This is a genomic window from Pseudoxanthomonas sp. F11, assembly GCF_037046485.1.
GTDB lineage: Bacteria > Pseudomonadota > Gammaproteobacteria > Xanthomonadales > Xanthomonadaceae > Pseudoxanthomonas_A.
The window spans coordinates 1-23,279 of record NZ_JBANLZ010000001.1; the positions used below are offsets into that span (position 1 = coordinate 1).

General features: G+C 67.0%; 20 protein-coding genes. 10 read left to right on the forward strand and 10 right to left on the reverse strand.

The features are described from left to right. On the reverse strand, window positions 1-876 hold an 876-nt coding region (locus tag V8246_RS00005; RefSeq protein ID WP_336187386.1), incomplete at its 3' end, for an Ig-like domain-containing protein. Window positions 877-1,661: 785 nt separating this feature from the next. On the opposite strand from V8246_RS00005, the gene V8246_RS00010 reads away from it, so the two are divergent. Continuing rightward, a complete protein-coding gene (locus V8246_RS00010) occupies window positions 1,662-2,516 on the forward strand; it encodes a type II toxin-antitoxin system RelE/ParE family toxin (protein ID WP_336187387.1) in 855 nt (284 codons plus the stop codon). 332 nt (window positions 2,517-2,848) lie between these two features. Continuing rightward, window positions 2,849-3,769 carry a transposase gene (locus V8246_RS00015; protein ID WP_336187388.1) on the forward strand — a complete coding sequence of 307 codons (921 nt, stop codon included), beginning with the start codon at window positions 2,849-2,851 and terminating at the stop codon, window positions 3,767-3,769. Window positions 3,770-3,914: 145 nt separating this feature from the next. Here V8246_RS00015 and V8246_RS00020 read toward each other — a convergent pair whose 3' ends face one another. The 6 genes from V8246_RS00020 to V8246_RS00045 form a co-directional block, all read right to left on the reverse strand. Then, entirely contained in the window at window positions 3,915-4,274 is a 360-nt protein-coding gene (locus V8246_RS00020; protein WP_185895926.1) for a transcriptional regulator, read from the reverse strand. Continuing rightward, window positions 4,271-4,573, reverse strand: coding sequence for a type II toxin-antitoxin system HigB family toxin (locus tag V8246_RS00025; protein WP_336187389.1), 303 nt, complete (start codon window positions 4,571-4,573; stop codon window positions 4,271-4,273). Before V8246_RS00025 ends, V8246_RS00020 begins: the two co-directional genes overlap by 4 nt. Before the next feature lie 126 nt (window positions 4,574-4,699). Beyond that, on the reverse strand, window positions 4,700-8,335 hold the full coding sequence (locus V8246_RS00030; RefSeq protein ID WP_336187390.1) for a methylmalonyl-CoA mutase family protein: 3,636 nt from the start codon (window positions 8,333-8,335) through the stop codon (window positions 4,700-4,702). Between the two features lie 121 nt (window positions 8,336-8,456). Then, window positions 8,457-10,022, reverse strand: coding sequence for a sulfotransferase (locus V8246_RS00035; RefSeq protein ID WP_336187391.1), 1,566 nt, complete (start codon window positions 10,020-10,022; stop codon window positions 8,457-8,459). 57 nt (window positions 10,023-10,079) lie between these two features. Beyond that, window positions 10,080-11,009: an alpha/beta hydrolase family protein gene (locus V8246_RS00040; protein WP_336187392.1), complete on the reverse strand. Its 930-nt coding sequence runs from the start codon at window positions 11,007-11,009 to the stop codon at window positions 10,080-10,082. A 20-nt stretch (window positions 11,010-11,029) separates the two neighbouring features. After that, complete coding sequence (locus V8246_RS00045; RefSeq protein WP_336187393.1) at window positions 11,030-11,650, reverse strand: TetR/AcrR family transcriptional regulator; 621 nt, start codon at window positions 11,648-11,650, stop codon at window positions 11,030-11,032. 217 nt (window positions 11,651-11,867) lie between these two features. Between V8246_RS00045 and V8246_RS00050 the strand changes: the two genes are divergently transcribed. Further along, complete coding sequence (locus V8246_RS00050) at window positions 11,868-12,968, forward strand: Glu/Leu/Phe/Val dehydrogenase (protein ID WP_162109571.1); 1,101 nt, start codon at window positions 11,868-11,870, stop codon at window positions 12,966-12,968. 53 nt (window positions 12,969-13,021) lie between these two features. After that, window positions 13,022-14,194, forward strand: coding sequence for an isovaleryl-CoA dehydrogenase (locus V8246_RS00055; RefSeq protein ID WP_336187394.1), 1,173 nt, complete (start codon window positions 13,022-13,024; stop codon window positions 14,192-14,194). 106 nt (window positions 14,195-14,300) lie between these two features. Here the strand turns inward: V8246_RS00055 and V8246_RS00060 are convergent, their stop codons facing one another. Both V8246_RS00060 and V8246_RS00065 read right to left on the reverse strand, forming a co-directional pair. Further along, window positions 14,301-17,201 carry a S8 family serine peptidase gene (locus V8246_RS00060; RefSeq protein WP_336187395.1) on the reverse strand — a complete coding sequence of 967 codons (2,901 nt, stop codon included), beginning with the start codon at window positions 17,199-17,201 and terminating at the stop codon, window positions 14,301-14,303. Window positions 17,202-17,264: 63 nt separating this feature from the next. Then, window positions 17,265-18,038, reverse strand: a complete 774-nt coding sequence (locus V8246_RS00065; protein ID WP_336187396.1) for a DUF2189 domain-containing protein — start codon at window positions 18,036-18,038, stop codon at window positions 17,265-17,267. Between the two features lie 112 nt (window positions 18,039-18,150). On the opposite strand from V8246_RS00065, the gene V8246_RS00070 reads away from it, so the two are divergent. The 6 genes from V8246_RS00070 to V8246_RS00095 all read left to right on the forward strand — a co-directional run bounded on the left by V8246_RS00070 (window position 18,151) and on the right by V8246_RS00095 (window position 23,021). Then, entirely contained in the window at window positions 18,151-19,326 is a 1,176-nt protein-coding gene (locus V8246_RS00070) for a thiolase family protein (protein ID WP_336187397.1), read from the forward strand. Window positions 19,327-19,497: 171 nt separating this feature from the next. Further along, a complete protein-coding gene (locus tag V8246_RS00075) occupies window positions 19,498-19,842 on the forward strand; it encodes a hypothetical protein (RefSeq protein ID WP_162109575.1) in 345 nt (114 codons plus the stop codon). A 167-nt stretch (window positions 19,843-20,009) separates the two neighbouring features. Then, window positions 20,010-20,207 (forward strand): hypothetical protein, encoded by a 198-nt coding sequence (locus V8246_RS00080; RefSeq protein WP_336187398.1) that lies wholly within the window; start codon window positions 20,010-20,012, stop codon window positions 20,205-20,207. Between the two features lie 121 nt (window positions 20,208-20,328). After that, window positions 20,329-21,936 carry a carboxyl transferase domain-containing protein gene (locus V8246_RS00085; protein WP_336187399.1) on the forward strand — a complete coding sequence of 536 codons (1,608 nt, stop codon included), beginning with the start codon at window positions 20,329-20,331 and terminating at the stop codon, window positions 21,934-21,936. A 186-nt stretch (window positions 21,937-22,122) separates the two neighbouring features. After that, window positions 22,123-22,656 carry a polymer-forming cytoskeletal protein gene (locus tag V8246_RS00090; RefSeq protein WP_336187400.1) on the forward strand — a complete coding sequence of 178 codons (534 nt, stop codon included), beginning with the start codon at window positions 22,123-22,125 and terminating at the stop codon, window positions 22,654-22,656. Beyond that, window positions 22,653-23,021: a hypothetical protein gene (locus tag V8246_RS00095; protein WP_336187401.1), complete on the forward strand. Its 369-nt coding sequence runs from the start codon at window positions 22,653-22,655 to the stop codon at window positions 23,019-23,021. Before V8246_RS00090 ends, V8246_RS00095 begins: the two co-directional genes overlap by 4 nt. A gap of 9 nt (window positions 23,022-23,030) precedes the next feature. On the opposite strand, the gene V8246_RS00100 is transcribed toward V8246_RS00095, so the two are convergent. Beyond that, window positions 23,031-23,279 (reverse strand): DUF6587 family protein, encoded by a 249-nt coding sequence (locus V8246_RS00100; protein ID WP_336187402.1) that lies wholly within the window; start codon window positions 23,277-23,279, stop codon window positions 23,031-23,033.

Here is a 23,279-nt window from a genome sequence, read left to right on the forward strand (position 1 = left end):
GTCGGTCAGGCCCGGGCCGATGTTGATCCCCGGGGTGCTGTCGTCGCTGCTGCTGGCCGTGCTGTTGGGGTTCTGCACCGCACCGGCATCATCGGCATACCCGGCCGGCGCTGGCGGCGTGGCCGGCGGCGTGGTGTCCACGGTCACGGTCACGGATATCGGGCTGCTGCTGCCGGCCGCGTTCGTTTGCACTAACTGAAGGTTATTGAGGCCATCCGGAAGGTTGCTGGTCGGGGTAAGCGACCACCTGCCGTCCGCACCCACGATCGCGGTTCCCAACACGGTCCCCGAAGCATCTCTCAGGGTGATCGTCGCCCCTGCGTCGCCGGTTCCCGTGAACGTTGGCCGGCGATCGTCCGTCGCCTGTCCGGTCGCGAGCGGACCGGTACGCGACCCTACGTCATCCAGGATGGAACTGACTGACGGTACCGCCGGCGTCCTCGGGGCCGGCTCGGACTCATGTTCACTACCGCCCCCTAGCAGCGCCGCCACGGCCCCCAGACCGCCGACCAGACCAAGCAGTCCATATAAAGCGCTTTCGTAGTTTCCCAGCGCGATATAGCGCACAAGCGAATCGTTCACGCCATCGCCGGCCGCCGTCAGTGCATCGCCAAAATCGACACGAAACGCCTCACCCCCGTGCCTGAAGATCAGGACATCGCCATCGGACGATGCAGAAAAGAAATTGGCGATACGGATTTGCGATCCATCCTTGAAAACCACAAGCAGATCATTGCCTTCTCGCGCGTAGTTGCCGACATCGGCCCGGTCGGCCGAAATGACGAAGGCCTCCCGCCGTCCATCCACCGCTGCGACCACGCCACCAGCGGCCAATTCAACGACCGAGTAGCCTTCAAGACCTTGCTGAATCGCCATACTTTCCCCCTTACTGTTATACGACCACCTTCATTCCTGAAACCGGATTCGGCTTAGGAAGCGGAACTGTGCTTTTAAGCACATAATTAGGTAAATGTTTTTACAAAGTCAACAAACCATTAACAACGATCCATCAGGAGTTAAAGCGAAATTAGAATTATCAAATCACATTAAAATCGCCATCTCGAGAATCAGCGCTATTTTCAGAAGAAAGAACTGCTGGATCGTTCGCTCGCTTGGGACCATAACCACGCATGGCAGCCTGATCGCCATCCGCCCGGTGATCGACAGGCCGCGATTTCTCAAGCCTCTGCCAGGTACTCGACGATAGGTATGAAGGGATGTAGATCGGCGGTCCCCTGCCCGATAGCGCCGTGCAGGTCTGCGCATCGACGATGTGCGCCAACGCCCTCCCTGCCCCCCGGGAATCATCGACAGAACGAGGCGCCGCGACGCAGTCATGTGTCCACACTGGAATAGTTGCCCTGATCGCACGTCATTCGCGCAAATGCCGGAGAGCAACCGCGACGCATGAGTTACAAGATGAGGTTTCGCAAGTCGCCCCTCCAACGGGACACCCATATCGGCGCCCACCTTGTTCTGCTGCCTGTGGCGGCTTTGCAACGACTCATGAAGGAAGCGCCGTGAGCGGCGCTGCAACCGCTACAGGCAGCGGACAGGGGGGACGATAGCCACCAGACGACGCAGCGGTTCTAATGTCACGCTCATGCCCCTCGCCGACTCCTCATGAAGCCCTCTGCCCCCGACGACGCCCTCATCGAGACATGAGCGAAGCGTCGCACCGCGCCCCCACCGGAACCGAACGCGTCACCGACTCCCACCTTCGCCTGATCGCCTCCCTGGCGAGCCTGCTGGTGCACGTGTTGTTCGTGCTGGCCCTGCTGTACTCCTCCCGGATGGAACTGGCCCAGACCGAAAGCAGTAGCCGCGGGGGCGCCCGCGTCAAAGTCGACTTCCTGGGCGACAGCCCCCAGGACGACGCCCAGCCGCCCGTACCCCCCACCGGCGCCACGCTCCCCCGCAAACGCCCCAAACCCCTCAAGCCCCTGGTGACAACCCCCGTCACCTCGCCCGTCGACACCACCCGCGTCACCGAAGCCGAGAACCCCGTCGCCCCCGACGAAGCCCAGCCCCACCCCCCGGCCAGCCAACAGGCCATCGCCCCGTACCAGAACCGCCCTCCGTCCAGCCCACCCGCCTGGCGCCGCTCCGCCCAATGGGGCCAGCCGCCCGGCATGCTGGCCCGGGACACCGCCCCCGACAACTACGGCCCCACTGTCGGCACCGGCCAACACCAGGGCAACAACCAGGGCAACGCCGCCACCCCCAGCATGGAAGTGGACGGCCACCAGATCTACTACGACCTGCGCAACGAGCTGAAAGTCGCCGACTGGCAGGCCCAGGGCATGAAGGACGTCTTCTTCCCCCTGCCCGGCCGCCGCGAGCTGATGGTCTGCGCCCTGGAGATCGTGGCCACCCGCGGCTCCGGCGGCTGCCGGCTTGTGCAGCCCGACGATCCCGTCCTGGCCGACATCGGCGACGCCCGCGACGTGGTCAACGTGATGCGCATCTACCGCCGCGGCGAACTGATCTGGCGCGGACCGGGGGCGTACCGCTAGTGCTTTTCCTTCTCCCCGCCTGCGGGGAGAAGGTGCCCAGCGGGCGGATGAGGGGCAGAGCGCGGTAACGAACCGGGCGCCGAGGCATCCCCACTCCGCTCGCCCCTCACCCGCCTTCGGCACCCTTATCTCTTGACGATCTGCCAGATTAGGTGCCGAGAGCCGGCGTGGTCGGGCGTCACACCTTGGGTGCTACGACCGCGGGAGAGCAAGCTCGCCACGCCGGAATCTCCCTGCACACGCCCGAACAGTTGCTCGAGTAGGCGCTCGTAACGATAAGGCTGGGCCGCAAGGGAGGGCTCTCGACCCTGGCAGCTTACCGGAGATGGGCAATGGGATACGGCGTAGGACTTGATGTGTGCAAGGCATGGATCGACGCTCACGTGTACGGCATGGATCGTCGGGCTCGATTCCCCAACACGGCTACCGGGCTTGAGGCCTTGCGTCACTGGTTAGCCGATGTGCCGGTGCGCCAATGCGTGCTGGAAGCCACCGGAGGCTACGAGCAGCAGGCACTGGATCACCTGCATGCGGCAGGCGTGCCGATGGTGCGGGTCAATCCCCGACAGGGCCGCGACTTTGCCAAGGCCACCGGCCAACTGGCCAAGACCGATGCGCTCGATGCCCAGGTCCTGGCACACATGGCGGCGGTGCTGGAGTTGACGCCGTATCGCCCCTCACCGGCCTGGCAGCGCCGTCTGGCGCAGTACCACCAGCGTCGCCTGGATCTGCAGCAAAGCGTGCAGCAGGAACGCCAGCGACTGGAGCAGCTTACCGACCCTTGGCTGCGTCGGCAGACCTTGCTCGCCCTGCGTCGTAGTCAGGCCATGCTCAAGACGCTGGATGCCCGCATCGCCCAGCAGGTGGCCGAGCAGCCCGGCCTGGCCGTGCTGGGCCAGATCAAGGGCGTGGGGCCGGTGTTGCGCTCGGCCCTGGCTACGCAGTTGCCCGAGTTGGGTCGCCTGAGTGGCAAGGCCATCGCCAAGCTGGTGGGCGTTGCACCCTTGCCCTGCGACAGTGGCACCTTGCGCGGCACACGCCGCATCTGGGGCGGCCGGGCGGGCCTTCGGGCCACGCTGTACATGGGCACGTTGACCGCAGTGCGCTACGAACCGACTCTGCGGTCCTTCTACCAATCGCTCCGCGATCGCGGCAAACCGGCCAAGATCGCCTTGGTGGCATCCATGCGCAAACTGCTGGTCATCCTCAACGCCCGCATGCGGGACCATCTGAACGCTTCCCACTGCGCCTGAATCAAGACAGTTGCTCTCCCCGCTTCGCAAGGAGAGGGAGGTTCGGTTGTTCTGCCGAAAGAAAAACCCCGCCGAGGCGGGGTTTTATTTTCGTCGACTTACTTACGCTGGCAGCACCAAGCGTAGGACTGCGCAACTTAAGGCATCACGCGCCGATCAGGCTTTCCGCCGGGATGCCGAGGTTCCGGTGCAGGTTACGGATCATCTCAAGGGTGAGCCCGCGCTTGCGACTCAGCACCTCGTAGACGCGGTTGGGCTGCCCGATGGAAGGCACCAGGTCTTTCACGGTCAGGCCACCCTGCTCCATGCGAAAGCGGATCGCCTCGATGGGGTCCGGGGCCTCGATGGGAAAGTGCTTCGCTTCATAGGCTTCGACGAGCGTGGCCAGAATCTCGAAACGGTCCCCGTCTTCCGTACCCGGCGTGGGCTCATTGTCGAAGTAAGCCGACAGCTCGTGCAGCGCGGCCTTGTAATCCTTATCGGTGCGGATGGGATGGATGTTCATGGATCCTCCACGGTGGCGGCATCTACCCGGTCGTACTCGGTATGGGTGCCGATGAACTTGATGTAGATGGCCTGGAATCGGTAAGCCACCGCGACGATGAGCCGATAGTCGTTGCCCTTGATGTTGAACACCACGCGGTTGTGACCGACGAAACTGGCGCTGGCATAACGCTGGCGGATGTCCTGGGGCGTACGCCAGACGGCGTGCTTGGCTTCGTCGTACCACGCTTTGAGGGGCTGTTCAGCGTTCGGATGGCGCGCCCAGAAATCTCGCAACGTGCCCACGGCGATAACCTTCATGGCGCCATGCTAGTCCCAAATTGGGACCAATGCAAGACGGCCCCCGGAGGGGGGGGCAGCATCGTAGCCGGCTTCGTGATCCGCCAAGAAGAACCCCGCCGAAGGGGGGTTTTCGTTTTCTGCGGCTTACATGTTCCGCCGGTACTCCCCACCCACGTCGTACAGCGCGTGGCTGATCTGGCCCAGGCTATGGGTCTTGACCGCCTCGACCAGGGCTTCGAACACGTTGCGGCGCTCACGCGCGGTACGCTGCAGATAGGCCAAGCCATGGCCGTCGTGGACTTCCGGCTCAGCGTGTTCTTCCAGCGCCGCGGCATGGCTGTGGTCGGTCTCGCCTTCCGGCGCCAGCCCGTTGCGGCTGGCCTGCCAGGCGCGGACGTTGGCGATCTGCTGGGCCTTCTCTTCTTCGGTCGAGCGGATCAGCTCGATCTCGGTGGCGATCTCGCCGCCGTGCTCGCGCGGCAGGAAGGTGTTCACGCCAACCAGCGGCAGGCTGCCGTCGTGCTTCTTGTGCTCGTAGTACAGCGACTCTTCCTGGATCTTGCCGCGCTGGTACATGGTGTCCATCGCACCCAGCACGCCGCCGCGCTCGCTGATGGCCTCGAACTCCTTGTAGACCGCCTCTTCCACGATGTCGGTCAGCTGGTCGACGACGAAGCTGCCCTGCCAGGGGTTCTCGTTGAAGTTCAGCCCCAGCTCCTTGTTGATGATCATCTGGATGGCCACCGCGCGGCGCACGCTCTCTTCCGTGGGCGTGGTGATCGCCTCGTCATAGGCGTTCGTGTGCAGGCTGTTGCAGTTGTCGAACAGCGCATACAGCGCCTGCAGCGTGGTGCGGATGTCGTTGAACTGGATCTCCTGCGCGTGCAGCGAGCGGCCCGAGGTCTGAATGTGGTACTTCATCATCTGGCTGCGCTCGTTGGCGCCGTAGCGCTCGCGCATCGCACGGGCCCAGATGCGGCGGGCGACGCGGCCGATGACGGTGTACTCCGGATCCATGCCGTTGCTGAAGAAGAACGACAGGTTGGGGGCGAAGTCGTCGATCTTCATGCCGCGCGCCAGGTAGTACTCGACGATGGTGAAACCGTTGGACAGGGTGAAGGCGAGCTGGCTGATCGGGTTCGCTCCGGCCTCGGCGATGTGGTACCCACTGATGCTCACCGAGTAGAAGTTGCGCACGCCGTGGTCGACGAAGTACTGCTGGATGTCGCCCATCATGCGCAGGGCGAACTCGGTGCTGAAGATGCAGGTGTTCTGCGCCTGGTCTTCCTTCAGGATGTCGGCCTGCACGGTGCCGCGCACGGTGGCCAGCGTCTCGGCCTTGATGCGCGCGTAGGTGGCTTCGTCCACCAACTGGTCGCCGGTGATGCCCAGCAGGCCCAGGCCCAGGCCGTTGTTGGTCGGCGGCAGTTCGCCGTGGTACTGCGGCCGCGCGCGGCCTTCGAAGAACGCGTCGATCTTCTTCTGCGCCTCGGCCCAGCGCGCGTCGTCGGCCTTCAGGTACTTCTCCACCTGCTGGTCGATGGCGGTGTTCATGAACATCGCCAGGATGATCGGCGCCGGGCCGTTGATGGTCATCGACACCGAGGTGGTGGGCGCGCACAGGTCGAAGCCGGAGTACAGCTTCTTCATGTCGTCCAGCGTAGGGATGTTGACGCCGGAGTTGCCGATCTTGCCGTAGATGTCCGGGCGCGGCGCCGGGTCTTCACCGTACAAGGTGACACTGTCGAAGGCGGTGGACAGGCGCGCGGCCGGCTGGCCGACCGACAGGTAATGGAAGCGGCGGTTGGTGCGCTCCGGCGTGCCTTCGCCCGCGAACATGCGGATGGGATCCTCGCCGGTGCGGCGGTACGGATACACGCCGCCGGTGTACGGATAGCTGCCCGGCAGATTCTCCTTCTGCAGGAAGGTCAGCAGTTCGCCCCAGCCCTGGTACGGCGGCGGCGCGATCTTCGGGATCTGCTGGTGGCTGAGCGAGGTGGTGTAGTTGTCGATGCGGATGGTCTTGCCGCGCACCTGGTACTCGTTCACCGGATCGGTCACCGCCTTGTGGCGCGCCGGCCACTCGCGCAGCAGCTTCAGCGCCTCCGAAGACAGCGCCTGGATCGCGTCGTTGTAGCGCTGGCGCAGGGTGAGCAGCGAACGGTCGGGGCCGTTGTAGGAGCGGGCCATGCCCGCGCTGCTTTCCTGCGCGTTCGACGGGAGAGCATCGCGCCCATGGGGCGCTCCTACAAGAGCGTCTGCGGGGTAAAGCTCCAGCGCCTTCGGCAAGGCCGGATCTTCCAGATCCTTCAGCGCATTCCAGTAATGCTGGGCGCGGCTGGCGGTTTCCGCCTCGGTCTCGATGCGGCGGTTGATGCCGCGACCCTGCTCGGCGATCTCGGCCAGGTAGCGCACGCGGCTGCCGGGGATCAGCACGGTGGCGCGCGGCTCCTTCAGCTCCGTGTCGATGGCGGGCGTCCACTTCTCCGCCGGCAGTTGCAGCTTCTCGCGCAGCAGGCGGCACAGGTTGGCGAACATCCAGCTGACGCCGGGGTCGTTGAACTGGCTGGCGATCGTGGGATACACCGGCACGTCGGCGTCCGCGGTCTGGAACGCCACGCGGTTGCGCTTCCACTGCTTGCGCACGTCGCGCAGGGCGTCTTCTGCGCCGCGCTTGTCGTACTTGTTCAGCACGATCAGCTCGGCGAAGTCGATCATGTCGATCTTCTCCAGCTGGCTGGCCGCGCCGTAGTCGCTGGTCATCACGTACATGGGGAAGTCGACCAGGTCGACGATCTCGGAATCGCTCTGGCCGATGCCGGCGGTCTCCACGATCACCAGGTCGAAGCCCAGCGACTTCAGGAAGGCGATGCAGTCCTTCAGCACGGCGTTGGTGGCCACGTGCTGGCGGCGGGTCGCCATCGAGCGCATGTAGATGCGCTCGCTGCGCAGCGCGTTCATGCGGATGCGGTCGCCCAGCAGCGCGCCGCCGGTGCGGCGGCGGGTGGGATCGACCGAGATCACCGCGATGTGCATCTGCGGGAAGCAGGACAGGAAGCGGTTCATCAGCTCGTCGGTGACCGACGACTTGCCCGCACCGCCGGTGCCGGTGATGCCGATCACGGGCGTTCCGCCCGTACGGGAATGGGGAGTGGGGAATGGGGAATCGGAACCGGCGGCGGCCCATTGCTTGCGCAGCTTGGCCAGTTCCTGCTCATTGAAAGCGCCATCCTCGATGGCGGACATCATGCGGCCGATGGCGGCCTCGTCATGGAGATCGGGCCTGGCAGAAGGCTGCCATTCCCCATTCCCCGTTCCCGATTTCCGCGCATGCTGCGCACGCGCCACCACGTCCTGGATCATTTCCACCAGGCCCATCTTCATGCCGTCGTTCGGGTGGTAGATGCGCTCCACGCCGTAGGCCTGCAGTTCGGCGATCTCTTCCGGGGTGATGGTGCCGCCGCCGCCGCCGAACACGCGCACATGGCCGGCGCCGCGTTCCTTCAGCATGTCGACCATGTACTTGAAGTACTCGACGTGTCCGCCCTGGTAACTGGACAGCGCGATGCCGTCGGCGTCTTCCTGCAGCGCCGCGCGCACGACATCCTCGACGCTGCGGTTGTGGCCCAGGTGGATCACCTCCGCACCCTCGCCCTGGATCAGCCGCCGCATGATGTTGATGGCGGCGTCGTGCCCGTCGAACAGGCTGGCCGCGGTCACGAAGCGCAGCGGCGTACGGTCGGTCTGGGCGGCGGGAAACTGGCTGGCGGGTGTACTCACGCGTGCTCACTCACGGTACGAATGCAGAAGCGGGATTGTAGCCGCTCGTGCGTGAGCACCTCACCTTTTGCATACCAATGGACCGGGCCATCTCACGATACGCCCCCGTATCCTCGATGCGTCAGACCCTTGCTTCGTCGAGCGCCGTCTGCAATGACTGCAGGTGGTGCGCATACCGGCGCCATTGGCCCACGTAGCGCGCGTGGATGGGTTCACGCACCTGCGCGGCGCTGGCTGTCGCGACCGAAGATGTGCGGGGCTCCGTAGCGAGTACGCCGGGGTGCCATGCGAGGCCGCAGAAATCGAGCACACGACGTGCTGCCGCCTCTGGCGCGCGGACGAGGTCTTCGTAGGGAATGTCGAGGATCCTGCCGGGATGACGCGAGTGCCAGTGCCGCATCAGGCCCCGATAGCGGATGAAGTGCGCCGCCATCTCACGCTGATCGTAAGTATGCGGATAGGCGTCGACGAAGAGTTCCTTGAGGTTGGAGAAGCACACTTCCATCGGGTCGCGCACCATATGCAGGATCCTGGCCTGTGGCAGCGCACGCGCGATGTGGTCCACCAGCAGGAAGTTGGCCGGCATCTTGTCGGTGAAGAATGCTCGCCCATTGGCGCGCCATGCGGTCTTCTCGAGATAGCGACGACCGAGCAGTCCCATATCGGCCTGTTCGGCCGCGACGCACAGCGCTTCATCCAGGTGCGGCCCACCCACACGGTCGCACACCCAGCGCAATTGACAGAGCATGTCGCGCAGTTCGCCCGCATCCTGGACGTGAGGATGACGCGCCAGAATCTGCTCCAGCAACGTGGTGCCCGATCGCGGCATGCCGACGATGAAGATGGGCGTGGGCGCGGTGGTGGACACGGCGACACCGGTCGCGGGAACAGACCGACGTTGAAGACGGTCGAACAGGCGGGCTTCCGCCACGGCGTCGTAGGCGACCTGGCGCCGCCTGGCCTGCATGCCCTGCACGAGCGCCTGCCACGCGCCTTCGATGTCATCCAGGTCGTCCAGTTCCTTGAACAGTGCGTAATAGAGCCAGGGCGCCTCGGGATGCCCGTCGGGCATGCGTGCTGCCGTGGCCCGCAAACGGTCGATGTGGTTGCGCGCAGGCGTCTGCCTGCGCAGTTTGGCCAGCAACCGGTGCACGGGCGGCATCATCGGATTGCGCTGCAGGGCAGCTTCCCAGGCTCTTTCGGCCTCCGCTTCGTCCCCCTGGTAGAAGGCGGCCAGTCCAAACAGGTATCGCGCCGGCGCTCCACCGTCGCGGATGCGTTGCGCTCGCTGCAGGAATTTCTCTGCCAGGTCAGGAAACGATTGCGACAACAGTGCCTGACCAAGACCGCGCAACACGTCCGGATCGGACGCCGAAGAAAGTGCAGGAGCCTGGGCGCATGCAAGGCCCGCCTCGATCTCACCGAGATCGAACAGCTGCCGGGTGAGCGCCTCAAGGAGCGCGACGTCGTCCTCGTGCTGGCTGGGTGCCGACGCCCGCAACGCGAACGCCACGGCGTCGCGCATGCGCCCCGACCGCGCGGCCAGCGTGGATAGCCGAAGCGCCGCCGGGGACTGCCACCCGTCCAGATCGATCAACTGCTGGTAGCGCTCAGCTGCAGGTGCCGATTGCCCCGCGGACATCAGGCGTTCGGCTTCCTGCCAGGCCTGCAACGGATCGATGGGCATGGGACATGACGGTACGGAGGAGCGCCGAGTCTAGCAAGCGCCACCGTACTGACGACCTCAGGCCAGCCCGAACGGCAGCGCGTGCGTGGAAACGACGCGCTGCCCGACGGTCTCGCCACGAAGGAAGCGCAGCGACGCATCGAGCGTTTCCGGCGCGATGGTCACGCGGTGATGGCCCAGGCCGGTGGTGCTGAGCAGTGTGGCCTGCGGCCAGTAGCGCGCGTAGCGTTCGCCTTCGCACCACGGCACGTCGGTGTCTTCCAGGTCGTGCACGATCAGGCCGGGACGGCCGATGCGCGGTGCCGTGGCGTGGGCCTGCAGGTCGCCCACGTCATGGGCGGTGAGTTCCTGGTACTCGTCGAACAAGCGCCGGCTGAGGAACTGCGCCAGCCCCACCATGCCGCCGAAGCGGCGCGCGGCGTCGAAGGGATCAGCCGCGGGCGCCAGCAGGATCACGCGTTCGGCCTGCAGGCCCCGCGCCATGGCGATGGCGGTCCCTGCCCCGCCCAGCGAATGGCCGACGACGGCGGCCAGCGGGCCGACGTGTTCGCCTACGCGGGCAATCGCGTCGGCGAACATGGGCAGCGTGGCGCGGCGGCCGCTGCTGCGGCCATGGGCGGGCTGGTCGAACGTCACCACGGCGTAGCCTGCGCGGCGCAGCGGCTCCACCCACGGCAGGAACCGCAAGCCGAAGCTGGACCAGCCATGGGCCAGCAGGACGGTCGGCTGGCGGGCGGGATCGCCCCACGTATAAGTGGTCAGCCGTTCGCGGCCGAAGACCAGTTCACCCACGCGCGCGCCGCCGGTATCGGCCTGCCTCGCCCGCGTGCGGGCACCGGGCATGGGCGTGCAGAACAGCTGGAATGCGCGGGTCAGCGTGCTGCGCGGGGCGAGCCAGCTGCCGACGGCCAGGCGGACGCTCAGCAGGTGCAGCGCGAGGGGTTTGCGAACGATCGTGCTATTTTGACGGACGGTGACAGCGGCCATGGCGGTGGACCTCGGGAGCGTTAGGCGGGGGTGGAGACAGCGGGGGCGCCGTAGGACGCCAACAGGCGATCCAGCGAACGGCGGGCGAGCTGCGGCGCCTGTTCGGCGTCGTAAAGCCGGGCGTCGTGCAGGCCCTGGGCGACGGCGAACAGTTCGAACGCGAGCAGGACCGGGTCGGTTTTCGGCGACAGTTCGCCGGTGTCGATGCACATGCCAATCGCCTTCACCAGCTGCTGGCGCAGTTGCAGCAGCCAGTCGACGACACGATCGTGCAGCAGGCCCGGACGGGCGTCATATTCGTGTGCGGCCGCCAGGATGACGCAGCCATCCGGGTTGTCGCACACCCAGCGGAACCAGTTCTCCATGATCGCGCGCAGGCGCGGCAGGCCCCGCGGCTGGCCGATGGCCGGGACGATCACGGCGCGGGCGTACCGATCGGCCGTCCATTCCAGCACGGTCAACTGCAGGTCCTCGCGCGAGCCGAAGTGGGCGAACACGCCGCTCTTGGACATGCCGGCCGCCGTGGCCAGCTCACCGATCGACAGGCCCTCCAGACCGTGCCGGGCGGCGATGTCGTAGGCCCGCGCCAGGATCATCTCGCGGGTGGCGTTGCCCTTGTGGGTGGCGGCTTGCGGCGTCATGCCGACAGAAATAGCACGACCGTTCGATTTACACAACCGGCCTCGCGGCCGATGTGCCGTGGCGGCATGGTCATGGCGCCCACCGCCGATTGCATTAAACTGCCGCCCTGCGACGACCACGGCCGTGTTCCGGAAACGTCGCTTTTTTCTTTTCTGACAACCCGTTAGCCGTGAAGGCAAGCCCGCGCCGGCCCCACCCGCGCACCGGAGCCCACCCATGATCTTCGAAACCCTCGACACTTCCGGCCACGAACAGGTCATCTTCTGCCACAACCCGGATGCCGGGCTGAAGGCCATCATCGCCATCCACAGCACCGTGCTGGGCCCGGCGCTGGGCGGCGTGCGCATGCGGCCCTATGCCGACAGCGCGCTGGCGCTGAACGACGCGCTGCGGCTCAGCCGCACGATGACCTACAAGAACGCCCTGGCCGGCCTGAACGTGGGCGGCGGCAAAGCCGTGATCATCGGCGACAGCACCGTGGACAAGACCGAGGTGCTGTTCCGCAGCTTCGGCCGTTACGTGGATTCGCTGGGCGGCCGCTACATCACCGCCGAAGACGTGGGGACCGACGTCAATGACATGGAGAACGTCTACCGCGAGACCGAATACGTGGTGGGCGTGCACCAGGTGCACGGCGGTTCCGGCGACCCGGCGCCGTTTACCGCCTACGGCGCGCTGCAGGGCCTGATGGCCACACTGAACCGCAAGTTCGGCAACGAGGAGATCGGCAAGTACAGCTTCGCCGTGCAGGGCCTGGGCCACATCGGCATGGAATACGTGAAGCTGCTGAAGGAACGCGGCGCCAAGCTGTTCGTCACCGACCTCAATCCGGCGCTGGTCGAACACGCGGTGGAGGAGTACGGCGCCGAAGCGGTGAAGCCGGACGAGATCTACGACCTGCCGGTGGACGTGTTCAGCCCCTGCGCGCTGGAGTACGCCATCAACGAGCAGACCCTTCCGCGGTTGAAAGCCAAGGTCATCTGCGGCACCGCCAACAACCAGATGTCGCATGTCACCGGCGTGGAAGCGGCCAAGCGCGGCATCCTGTATGCGCCCGATTACGCGGTGAACGCCGGCGGCGTGATGAACGTGTCGCTGGAGATCGACGGCTACAACCGCGAGCGCGCCATGCGCATGATGCGGACCATCTACCACACGGTCGGCAGGATCTTCGACCTGGCGGAGAAGGAGAACATCGCCCCGCAGTACGCCGCCGACCGCATCGCCGAGGCGCGCATGACCGCGATCGGCAAGCTGAAGCTGCCGCTGGGCCGCACCGCGCCGCGCTTCATGGGGCATCTGCGCGGCGAACACTGACGTAGTAGGTTCCATCGACAACATGGATTGGCCGCAATAGGAGGGAGGACCGAATGCGACCGGATACCGTCAGCGGGTTTCCGCTGGGCGAAGAACTGGATGCGCTGCGCGAGGCCGTGCAGCGGTTCGCGCAGACCGAGATCGCGCCGCGTGCGGCGCAGATCGACCACGACAACGCGTTCCCGCAGGACTTGTGGCCCAAGCTGGGCGAACTGGGCCTGCTGGGCATCACCGTGGACCCCGAATTCGGCGGCAGCGGCATGGGTTACCTGGCCCATCTGGTGGCGATGGAGGAAATCTCGCGCGCCTCGGGCTCGGTGGGCCTGAGCTACGGCGCCCACTCCAACCTGTGCGTCTCCAATCTCTACCTCAACGGCAACGTCGCCCAGCGCGCGAAGTACCTGCCGAAGCTGTGCAGCGGCGAATGGAAGGGTGCGCTGGCGATGAGCGAGCCGGGCGCCGGCTCGGACGTGGTCGGCTCGATGAGCTGCCGCGCCGAACTCAGGGACGGCGTCTGGGTCGCCAACGGCAACAAGATGTGGATCACCAACGGGCCGGAAGCCGATGTGCTGCTGGTCTACATGCGCACCGCCGGCAAGGACGCGGGCAGCAAGTGCATGACCGCCTTCATCGTCGAGCGCGGCATGAAGGGCTTCTCCACCGCGCAGAAGCTGGACAAGCTGGGCATGCGCGGCAGCAACACCTGCGAACTGGTGTTCGAGAACTGCGAGATCCCGGCCGAGAACGTGCTGGGCGAGGTCAACCAGGGCGTGCGCGTGCTGATGAGCGGCCTGAACACCGAGCGCCTGGTGCTGAGCGGCGGACCCATCGGCCTGATGCAGGCCGCCCTCGACATCACCCTGCCCTACGTGCGCGAACGCAGGCAGTTCGACGCGGCCATCGGCACCTTCGGGCTGATGCAGGGCAAGCTGGCCGACATGTACACCGCCCTGCAGTCCAGCCGCGCCTTCGCCTACCAGGTGGCGCGCGGTTTCGACGAAGGCCAGGGTTCGCGCGCGGCGGCCGCAGGCTGCCTGCTGCACGCCTCCGAAGCGGCCGTGCAGGTGACGCTGGAGGCTATCCAGTCGCTGGGCGGCAACGGCTACATCAACGAGTATCCGGCCGGCCGCCTGCTCCGCGACGCCAAGCTCTATGCCATCGGCGCGGGCACCAACGAGATCCGCCGCATGCTGATCGGCCGCGAACTGTTCGACGGCCGGGGCTGATCCGCCCCTGCCATGCCGTCGGATGGGCCTTGGCCCACCCTCTCGTAGCTCCCTCGCGACGGCGGGCTTGGGCCCGCCTGAGGTTGGCATCCGTCGCGCAATGCCCTCAGAAGCCCACGCGCAGCCGCGACGACCACTGCCGGTCGTTGCGTTCCTCGCTGCCATTGCGCAGGTCGTAGCCGAACGACAGCAGCGCTTCGCGCCACGGCGACAGTTCCAGGGCCACGCCTGCGTGCGTGCTGGCGCGCTCCGCCATCGCCAGCGGGGCCCAGCTGTCCGCCCCGACGAAGCGGGCATCCACGTCGAGGCCTCGGCCATCCAGCGTGCGCTGCCACTCGACGTACGCCTGCAGGGATACCGTGCCCAGGCGCGACGTGTTCCAACCCCGGTACGCGCGCACGCCGGCCAGCGCCTGCAGCCGGTCGGTGCGGCTGTCGCGCGTGGTCAGCCCGAAGCCCTGCGCGCCTTGTTCGATGAAGCCATCACGCTGCATGCGGGTGAACTCCATGCCCGCGTACGGCGAGACCCAGGCCTGGTGGCGGCCCATGCGACGACCGGCCTCTACGCTCGCCGTGAAGTAGCGGCCGGCGTAACCGGTGGCGACGCCCCGCACCTTCTCGCCCAGCAATAGGCCACGGTCGATCTGCCGCTCGAAACGTCCCGCACCCAGCAGGCCGACCACGTGCGCGCCGTTCCAGTCGCCGCCCATGTAGGCGATCGCCTGGGTCTGGCGGTCGCGACCACGGTCTTGTCCTGCCTGCGCACCACCACCGGCGCGCGCTTGGCCGAATGCCACGCCGGCGAACCCTTGGCGACCCAGCTCTCCCTCACTGCCCAGCAGCCAGCCATCGGCCTGGTAACGCGCCACGCCCAGCGCGCCCTGACCCGGTGCACCCAATGCCTGGTACCAGTCCTGCCCGCGGCTTGCACCTGCTGCATGCGCTTCGGCACGGGCACCCAGGGCGCGGCGTCCGGCGCCGATGACGTCGTAAGTCATCGCGTCGGCGACCGCATGCAGATCGCCGGACAGGCTGCGCAACGAGGCATCGGCCTCGGCGATGCTGCCGGCACGCTGGAGCACGCCAGCGCCGTCGATGAAATCCTGCCCGATGCCGGGTGCCGTTGCCCCCGCCAGTTGCGCATCGATGGCGGACATGGCCGCTTCCACGCGTACGGCGGATGCCTTCGTGGGGGCTGGCAGTGCCAGGGCCGACACCGCGCGCGAGACATCGATGCGCTTGATGTCGAGGAACACGTTGTTGGGGTCGTAGGCCAACGAGGCTTCCAGAAACACGTTGGGCGCGCCCCGCAGGCTGCTGAACGCGCCGCTGACGCCACCGAATGCCGTCAGCAGTGTTTCCCTGGCCTGGGTGACGTAACCGCCCTTGACGCCCAGTACGGACACCTGGCCGGCGAGACTGGCCGCACCACCGACGCGGAGTGGACTGCCCAGCCAGATTCCCAGGTTGCCGCTGGCCGACTGGGTGAAGCTGTGCCCATTATCGATGGACGCGGCATTCTCGGCGCTGTTGAGGAACAGGCCGTTGTTCTGCACGTTGCCGTTGATGCCCCCGCGCGCCCATACCGTGGCGCCACTGGAGACGGTGAGATTCGAAGACAGCCCGTAGCGGATATCCAGCCCCCCCTGCTGTACGCGCGTGTCGCCGGTATAGGACTGGTAATTGAGCAGCGTCAGCACGCCGCTGCCGGATTTGATGAGACCGCCGGCGCCCACGATCTGGTTTCGCCAGACCGAGTGGCCGCTGAAGGAAACGCGCACATCGCCCCATGCGAAATTGCCGGGTCCGTTCGCCGCGCGACTCACATCCAGCAGGCCCCAGCCGAATTCCGCGTCCACGCCCGGCGTTCCGAGATCGCGGGCGGTGCCCAGCAAGGTCTGGCGCACCAGATCGTTGTCGAAGTAAGGGAACGCGGACCAGACGACGGCCGCTGCACCCGACACCTGCGGCGCTGCGTAAGAGGTACCTCCCCCCCGATAGAGGTCATAGCTGGCATCGCCCACGCGCGCATCAGGATCGATGAACACCACATTGCCAGGCGCCGCCAGGCAGTAGTTCATGGCGATGCCGCAGGCCTGCGAGTAGTCGGTGAGGCTGATCGGATTGTCGGGGTCCAGCGCCGCCACCGTCAGCCAGCCGCGTTCCAGGTCGGCCGCCGCGGCGGACAGGCTGGGCAACGCGGCGTTGTCGGACGGATTGGCGCGTAACGCGGGAATGTCGCCGGCATTGCCATTGGCGAACACGATCAGGCCGCCGCGGCCGATGACGAAATCCCGGTAGGCGGACGCCAGTTCCGTCGTCAGCGCCGCATCGTTCCAGTAAAGCCCGCCCCACGAATTGTTGATGATCCTGGCGCCCGCACCGGCCAACTGGCCGTTGATGCTGCGGAAGAAGTCGCCATACCCCTGGCCCGCCCGGATCTCGTTGCCCTCGCCGCTGCCGTCGTCGTCCGGGCGCGTGTCGTTGATGATGCGCGAGGAGACGATGTTCGCACCGGGTGCCACGCCGCCGCCCCAGTTGCCTATGCCGCGGCCGGCGGCGATCTGCGCCACCACGGTGCCATGACCCACCACGTCGTCGACGCTGGTGTTGTTGGTCGCCGGGTTGACGTTGACGAAGTTGGCGTTGACCCGTCCGCTCAGGGCGGGGTGATTGCGGTTCACGCCGGTATCGACAAAGCCGATGGTCACACCCTGCCCGGTCAGCCCGTTGCCCAGCGCGCCGGCGGCGCGGATCACCTGCAGATGCTGGCTGTACTGCGGCAGGCTGGCCGGAGGATTCTGGTTCGCTACCGTCGGCGCGTTCACCTGGGTCAACGAGCCATCGATGACCACGTTCGGTGTGAACCCCAAGCCCGTCGGCGGCGGCGGATCCGGCCGGACCGCACTGCCCCCGCCTCCGCCTCCACATGCCCCGAGCGCCCATGCCAGCGCCACCACGGAGGCCGCGCGCATGCGGCCATGCGTCACGTCATGCCATCCCTTCATCCCCGTTCTCCCTGATGTGGGCGATGCACCCCTGCATCGCCCCACAAGACTGTACCCGCTTCTTCACTCCAGCGCCGGCCACGCGGAGGCATCCAGCGTCTCCCGGTACCCATGCCAGCTGGCGTAGGCCAGCCAGGGCATCAGCACGCCCAGGCCCAGCAGCGCGGTGGCGAAGCCGACCGCCGTCAGCAGCACCAGCAGCAGACCCCACACCAGCATCACCCGCTTGTTGCGCATCACAGCGTGCACGCTGGAGACGGCCGCTGTCACCATGTCCACGTCGCGGTCGGCGATCATCGGCAGCGAGAAGGCGGTCACGGCGAAGGTGAGTGTGGCGAACACCGCGCCGACCGCAGACCCGAGCGCGAGGAACTCCCAGAACGCACCCGGATCCCCGCCATCGAACGGGAAGAACGCACCGACCATCATGCCGGCGCGCGACCACAGCAGGATGATCACTCCCTGCCCCAGTGCGAACACCCCCGCCTGCCCCAGCACGCGGCGCGCGAGCACGAACGAATCGCGCAGGCGCGGCGTGCGGCCCTGCTCCAGCGCCCGACTGACACAGTACAGGCCCACGCAGATCAACGGCGCCACGAACACGAAGCCCGACAGCAGGGTCGCCAGCAGCGCGAAACGCCCCAGCGCATAGGCCAGCCACGAGATGCCGGCACTGACCAGCACGATCACTGCGCCGAACAGCAGGCTCAGGGCCGGCGCGCGGCGCATGTCCCGCCCGCCCGCGCGCAACCAGCGCCAGGGCGCACCTGCGTCCAGGTCAGCGCAGGGCACGACGAAGGGACGCGCCGCCGGGTCTTTCGATGGTCGTTCCGCCATGATCCCCTCCCGGCACCAGCATACGCCGGCGCGGCCCTGTACCAACGGCCGATTTGCCCGCCGTCGGCCGGGAGCAGGATAATCGGCGCCTCACTCCACGCGGGAACCCCCCATGTCCGACATCGTCATCGCCGCCGCCAAGCGCACCGCCATCGGCTCGTTCCTCGGCCAGTTCAACGGCGTTCCCACCCCGACGCTGGGCGCCGCCGCCATCGCCGCGGCACTGGAGCAGTCGGGTATTCCGGCCGCGGACGTGTCCGAGGTCATCATGGGATGCGTGCTGCCGGCCAACCTGGGCCAAGCCCCCGCCCGCCAGGCCTCGCGCGCCGCCGGCATCCCGGACGCCGCAGGCGCCACCACCATCAACAAGGTGTGCGGCTCGGGCATGAAGGCGATCATGCTGGGCCACGACCTGATCAAGGCCGGGTCGGCCAGCATCGTGGTCGCCGGCGGGATGGAGTCCATGAGCAATGCCCCGCACATGATTCCCAACTCGCGCACCGGCAACCGCTACGGCAACTTCCAGGCCGTCGACCACATGGCCTGGGACGGTCTGACCAATCCCTACGACGGCCAGGCCATGGGCGTGTTCGCCGAGGCCACCGTGGCCAAGTTCGGTTTCACCCGCGAGGAGCAGGACGCCTACGCCATCGAATCGGTCACCCGCGCCCAGGCGGCGCAGGCGTCGGGCGCGTTCGACGGCGAGATCGTCCCGGTCAAGGTCGCCACCCGCAAGGGTGAGATGGAAGTGGCCTCGGACGAACAGCCGGGCAAGTCGGATGTGGCCAAGATCCCCACCCTGAAGCCCGCCTTCAAGAAGGACGGCAGCGTCACGGCCGCCAGTTCGTCCAGCATCTCCGACGGCGCCGCGGCCACCGTGCTGCTGAGCGCCGATGAGGCGGCCCGGCGCGGCATCCAGCCGCTGGCCCGGATCGTCGGTCATGCCACGTATTCGCAGGCGCCGGAGTGGTTCACCACCGCGCCGGTCGCGGCCATCGACAAGCTGCTCAAGCAGGTCGGCTGGACCGTGGACCAGGTGGACCTGTTCGAAGTCAACGAGGCCTTCGCCGTCGTCGCCATGGCGCCGATCAAGGAACTGGGCATCCCCCACGCCAAGGTCAACGTCAACGGCGGGGCCTGTGCGCTGGGCCATCCGATCGGCGCCTCCGGCGCGCGCCTGGTGGTCACCCTGGTCAACGCGCTGCGTGTCCGCGGCCTCAAGCGTGGCATCGCCACCCTGTGCATCGGCGGCGGCGAAGCCACGGCCGTCGCGGTCGAGATCGTCTGAGTTCTTGCGCAAACATGGGGGGCGAAGCGGCCGTGCTTCGCCCGCCCCATAAGGTTTAACAACGGATTGACAAAGATAACCGGCCAGGCGCTTGACACGCGTAATGGGCTTGTCATCATGTTGCAGGCGCGCAATTGCGCGTTGCCTAACTAACGACGAGGAAATTCAACGATGACCATGAACAAGGCTCTGATCGCGCTGGCTCTGGGTTTCGCCCTGGCTGCGTGCTCGAACCAGGAACAGGCTGCCGACGCCGCCGCTGACGCCGCCGCGACCGCGACCGAAGCCCAGGCTGCCGCCGACGCCGCTGCCGCCACCGGCGAAGCGACCGCCGACGCCGCCCAGCAGTCGGCCGACGCCGCTGCCGCTGCCGCCGACGCCGCTGCCACCGCCGCGACCGACGCTGCTGCCGCCACCACGACGGAAGCCGCTGACGCTGCTGCCGACGCCGCTGCCCAGGCTGCCGACACCGCCGAAGCCGCGACCGACGCTGCCAAGGAAGCCACCAAGCAGTAATCTGCTGGCGGTTGCCTGATTTGGCGTTAAACTGAGAGAGCCGCCAGTTCGCTGGCGGCTTTTTCTGTATCCGGGACCGGACTCCCTTCCGTGTCGCGCCTGTTCGCGATCGGATGCAGGAGCCTTGCCCGACACCATCTTCCACACTACCGATTTGGGGATCCACCATGAAGATCAAGAGCACCGTCCTGCTGGTCGCCGCCGCCCTGGCACTGAGCGCCTGCACGAAGAGCGAGAACACCGACGCCGCCGCTGCTGATGCCGCTGCCGCCGCCGACCAGGCCGCCGCCGCTGCCGGTGACGCCGCCACGGCCGCCGAAGTGGCCGAAAAGGCCGACGCCAAGGCTGAAGAAATCAAGAAGTAATCGACTCGCGTTCGCGTGAATCGGAAAAGGCCCGCGCAAGCGGGCCTTCTCTTTTGCACTGCGGTTTGGCGCGTGCCGGGCTTTATGGTCTGATGCCGCCTTTCCTGCCTGTCCGTACCGCATGCCTGCCATCGCCTCGCAACTCGATCCGCGCTCGCCCGACTTCACCGCCAACGCGGCCTACCATCGTGTGCTGGTGCAGGAACTGGACCGCCGGCTGGCGCGCGCGGCCGACGGCGGTGGCGAGAAGGCCCGCAACCGGCATACCGAGCGCGGCAAGCTGCTGGCACGGGATCGCATCACCGCCCTGCTCGACCCCGGTTCGCCCTTCCTCGAGATCGCCCCGCTCGCCGCCGAGGACATGTACGACGGGGCGGCACCGGCGGCCGGCATGGTGTGCGGCATCGGCCGCGTGATGGGCAACGAGGTGGTGATCGTGGCCAACGATGCCACCGTCAAGGGCGGCACCTATTTCCCCATGACGGTCAAGAAGCACCTGCGCGCGCAGGAGATCGCGCGTGAGAACCGCCTGCCCTGCATCTACCTGGTCGATTCGGGTGGCGCGTTCCTGCCGCTGCAGGACGAGGTCTTCCCCGACAGGGAACATTTCGGCCGGATCTTCTACAACCAGGCGCGGCTCTCGGCGGAGAACATCCCGCAGATCGCCGTGGTCATGGGCAGCTGCACCGCCGGCGGCGCCTACGTGCCAGCGATGTGCGACGAAAGCGTCATCGTGAAGGAACAGGGCACGATCTTCCTGGGGGGCCCCCCGCTGGTGAAGGCCGCCACCGGCGAGGTGGTGGATGCCGAGGCATTGGGAGGCGCCGACGTGCATACCAGCGTATCCGGCGTGGCCGACCATTTCGCCGAGGACGACCGCCATGCGCTGGAGATCGCGCGCGGCATCGTCGGCCACCTCAACCGCCGCAAACCCGTGCCAGTCGCGTTGCGCGAGGCGCGCGAGCCGCTGTATGCGGCCGAAGAACTGTACGGCATCGTGCCCAAGGACACGCGCCGGCCATTCGACATTCGCGAGGTGATCGCCCGCATCACCGACGGCAGTGAACTGGACGAGTTCAAGGCGCGCTACGGCAAGACGCTGGTGACCGGTTTCGCCCACCTGCATGGTTACCCGGTCGGCATCGTCGCCAACAACGGCATCCTGTTCGGCGAAAGCGCGCTGAAAGGCGCGCACTTCATCGAGCTGTGCAACCAGCGCGGCATCCCGCTGGTGTTCCTGCAGAACATCACCGGCTTCATGGTCGGTCGCAAGTACGAGAACGCCGGCATCGCCAAGGACGGTGCCAAGATGGTCACCGCTGTGGCGTGCTCGTCCGTGCCCAAGTTCACCGTGGTGATCGGTGGCAGCTTCGGCGCCGGCAACTACGCCATGTGCGGCCGTGCCTACGGCGCGCGCTTCCTGTGGATGTGGCCGAATGCGCGCATCAGTGTGATGGGCGGCGAACAGGCCGCCAGCGTACTGGCCACGGTGAAGCGCGACGGCATCGAAGCCGCGGGCAAGGCTTGGAGCGCGGACGAGGAAGAGGCCTTCAAGGCGCCCATCCGCGACCAGTACGAGACCCAGGGCAGTCCCTGGTACGCCACCGCGCGGTTGTGGGACGACGGCATCATCGACCCCGCCGATACCCGGCGCGTGCTGGGCCTGGGCATCTCGGCCTCGCTCAACGCGCCGATCGAGCCGGCGAAGTTCGGCGTGTTCCGCATGTAGCCTCAGGCGCGCGATCATGAAGCACCTCCTCTTCATTGTTGTGAGTACCGTGTGCACAAGCCCGACTCCCGGGTGAACCCCGCCTGCCTGGCCTGCGCCACACCGTCAATCGGCTGCGCAGGTCACAGTGCGCGCGCGGAAGGGCGGCGATAGTCCGAGGCTCCTTCCACCCGGAGCATCCCCTGCATGTCCATCTGGAAAGACCAAGGCCCCGCGAAGAAAGAGGCCGTCACGCCTCCCACCGAACCCACGCCCGCCGGCATGCGTGAAGCCCCCGCAGTGGCGGACTTCTCGCCGACCGTCACCGCCCCGCCCGGCACAAGGGCGCCCGAGCGGGTGCCGCAGGAAACGCTGAAGGAATCGCTGATCGCCGCCGACCTGACCATCGAGGGCAAGATCGAGGGCACGGGCCATATCCGCATCGCCGGCAAGTTCAAGGGTGATGTCAACGTGCAGGGCGACCTCACCATCGAAACCGGCGCCAAGCTCAACGGCGGCGTCCGCGCCAAGAAGGTCACCATCGCCGGCGAACTCGAGGGCAACATCGAATCGGCCTCGCGCGTCGAGCTGCTCGCCTCCGGGGTCCTGGTCGGCGACGTCAAGGCCGGCTCGCTGACCGTGGCAGCCGGTTCGCGCATGCGGGGACAGGCCGATTTCGGTTGGGACGAACCGGCCAAGGCCGGCAAGGGCGGCGGCACGGAGCCCGGCACGGCCGCATGAGCCAACCCCGTCCCGGCAGTGCCGGCGCCACCCGCACCTGCCCGCACTGCAAGACGACCATCCTGGAGAGTGCGGCGGTCTGCCCCGGCTGCCGCCATCACCTGCGCTTCGAACCCGGCGCGGGCGCCAACGCGGCGCCTGCGCTCACCCCTTTGCGCATCGAGGGCACGCTGCAGCCACCCGCCGAGGGCGCGGCGTGGGAGTACAGCGTGGTGCTGTCGATCCGCAACGACCGGGGCGAGGAAGTCACCCGCCAGGTCGTCGGCGTCGGCGCCATGCAGCCGCACGAACGGCGCAGCTTCGTCCTGTCAGTCGAACTGAACCCGGCCACCGGCAAGGCGGCAGGGCGGCGCACGCGGCATTGAGCCTCGGGGTCAGCCTCTCTTGTCGGGCCCGCAACCGCTGCAGCCGCCGCAAGCGGCGTCGACGGAGGAACCCGCCGGTGCGATCCAGCGCCCCAGCTTCTGCTGCCACGCCGCTCTGCCCTCGCGCAACAACGGCAGCGCCAGCGCGATCCGTGCCTTGCGCACCGGGCCGGGGAACTGCTTCTTGAGCACCACCCACGCGCTGACCACCACCGCGATGGCGATGATGCCGTACTGCAGGGCGAGCGAGGCATCCAT

Coding starts and splice junctions, on each gene's coding strand:
- V8246_RS00090 (WP_336187400.1), top strand. CDS start 22,123: ATGTCCATCTGGAAAGACCAAGGCCCCGCGAAGAAAGAGGCCGTCACG.
- V8246_RS00080 (WP_336187398.1), top strand. CDS start 20,010: ATGAAGATCAAGAGCACCGTCCTGCTGGTCGCCGCCGCCCTGGCACTG.
- V8246_RS00055 (WP_336187394.1), top strand. CDS start 13,022: ATGCGACCGGATACCGTCAGCGGGTTTCCGCTGGGCGAAGAACTGGAT.
- V8246_RS00045 (WP_336187393.1), bottom strand. CDS start 11,650: ATGACGCCGCAAGCCGCCACCCACAAGGGCAACGCCACCCGCGAGATG.
- V8246_RS00085 (WP_336187399.1), top strand. CDS start 20,329: ATGCCTGCCATCGCCTCGCAACTCGATCCGCGCTCGCCCGACTTCACC.
- V8246_RS00020 (WP_185895926.1), bottom strand. CDS start 4,274: ATGAACATCCATCCCATCCGCACCGATAAGGATTACAAGGCCGCGCTG.
- V8246_RS00035 (WP_336187391.1), bottom strand. CDS start 10,022: ATGCCCATCGATCCGTTGCAGGCCTGGCAGGAAGCCGAACGCCTGATG.
- V8246_RS00025 (WP_336187389.1), bottom strand. CDS start 4,573: ATGAAGGTTATCGCCGTGGGCACGTTGCGAGATTTCTGGGCGCGCCAT.
- V8246_RS00100 (WP_336187402.1), bottom strand. CDS start 23,279: ATGGATGCCTCGCTCGCCCTGCAGTACGGCATCATCGCCATCGCGGTG.
- V8246_RS00060 (WP_336187395.1), bottom strand. CDS start 17,201: ATGAAGGGATGGCATGACGTGACGCATGGCCGCATGCGCGCGGCCTCC.
- V8246_RS00010 (WP_336187387.1), top strand. CDS start 1,662: ATGAGCGAAGCGTCGCACCGCGCCCCCACCGGAACCGAACGCGTCACC.
- V8246_RS00050 (WP_162109571.1), top strand. CDS start 11,868: ATGATCTTCGAAACCCTCGACACTTCCGGCCACGAACAGGTCATCTTC.
- V8246_RS00065 (WP_336187396.1), bottom strand. CDS start 18,038: ATGGCGGAACGACCATCGAAAGACCCGGCGGCGCGTCCCTTCGTCGTG.
- V8246_RS00095 (WP_336187401.1), top strand. CDS start 22,653: ATGAGCCAACCCCGTCCCGGCAGTGCCGGCGCCACCCGCACCTGCCCG.
- V8246_RS00015 (WP_336187388.1), top strand. CDS start 2,849: ATGGGATACGGCGTAGGACTTGATGTGTGCAAGGCATGGATCGACGCT.
- V8246_RS00070 (WP_336187397.1), top strand. CDS start 18,151: ATGTCCGACATCGTCATCGCCGCCGCCAAGCGCACCGCCATCGGCTCG.
- V8246_RS00075 (WP_162109575.1), top strand. CDS start 19,498: ATGACCATGAACAAGGCTCTGATCGCGCTGGCTCTGGGTTTCGCCCTG.
- V8246_RS00040 (WP_336187392.1), bottom strand. CDS start 11,009: ATGGCCGCTGTCACCGTCCGTCAAAATAGCACGATCGTTCGCAAACCC.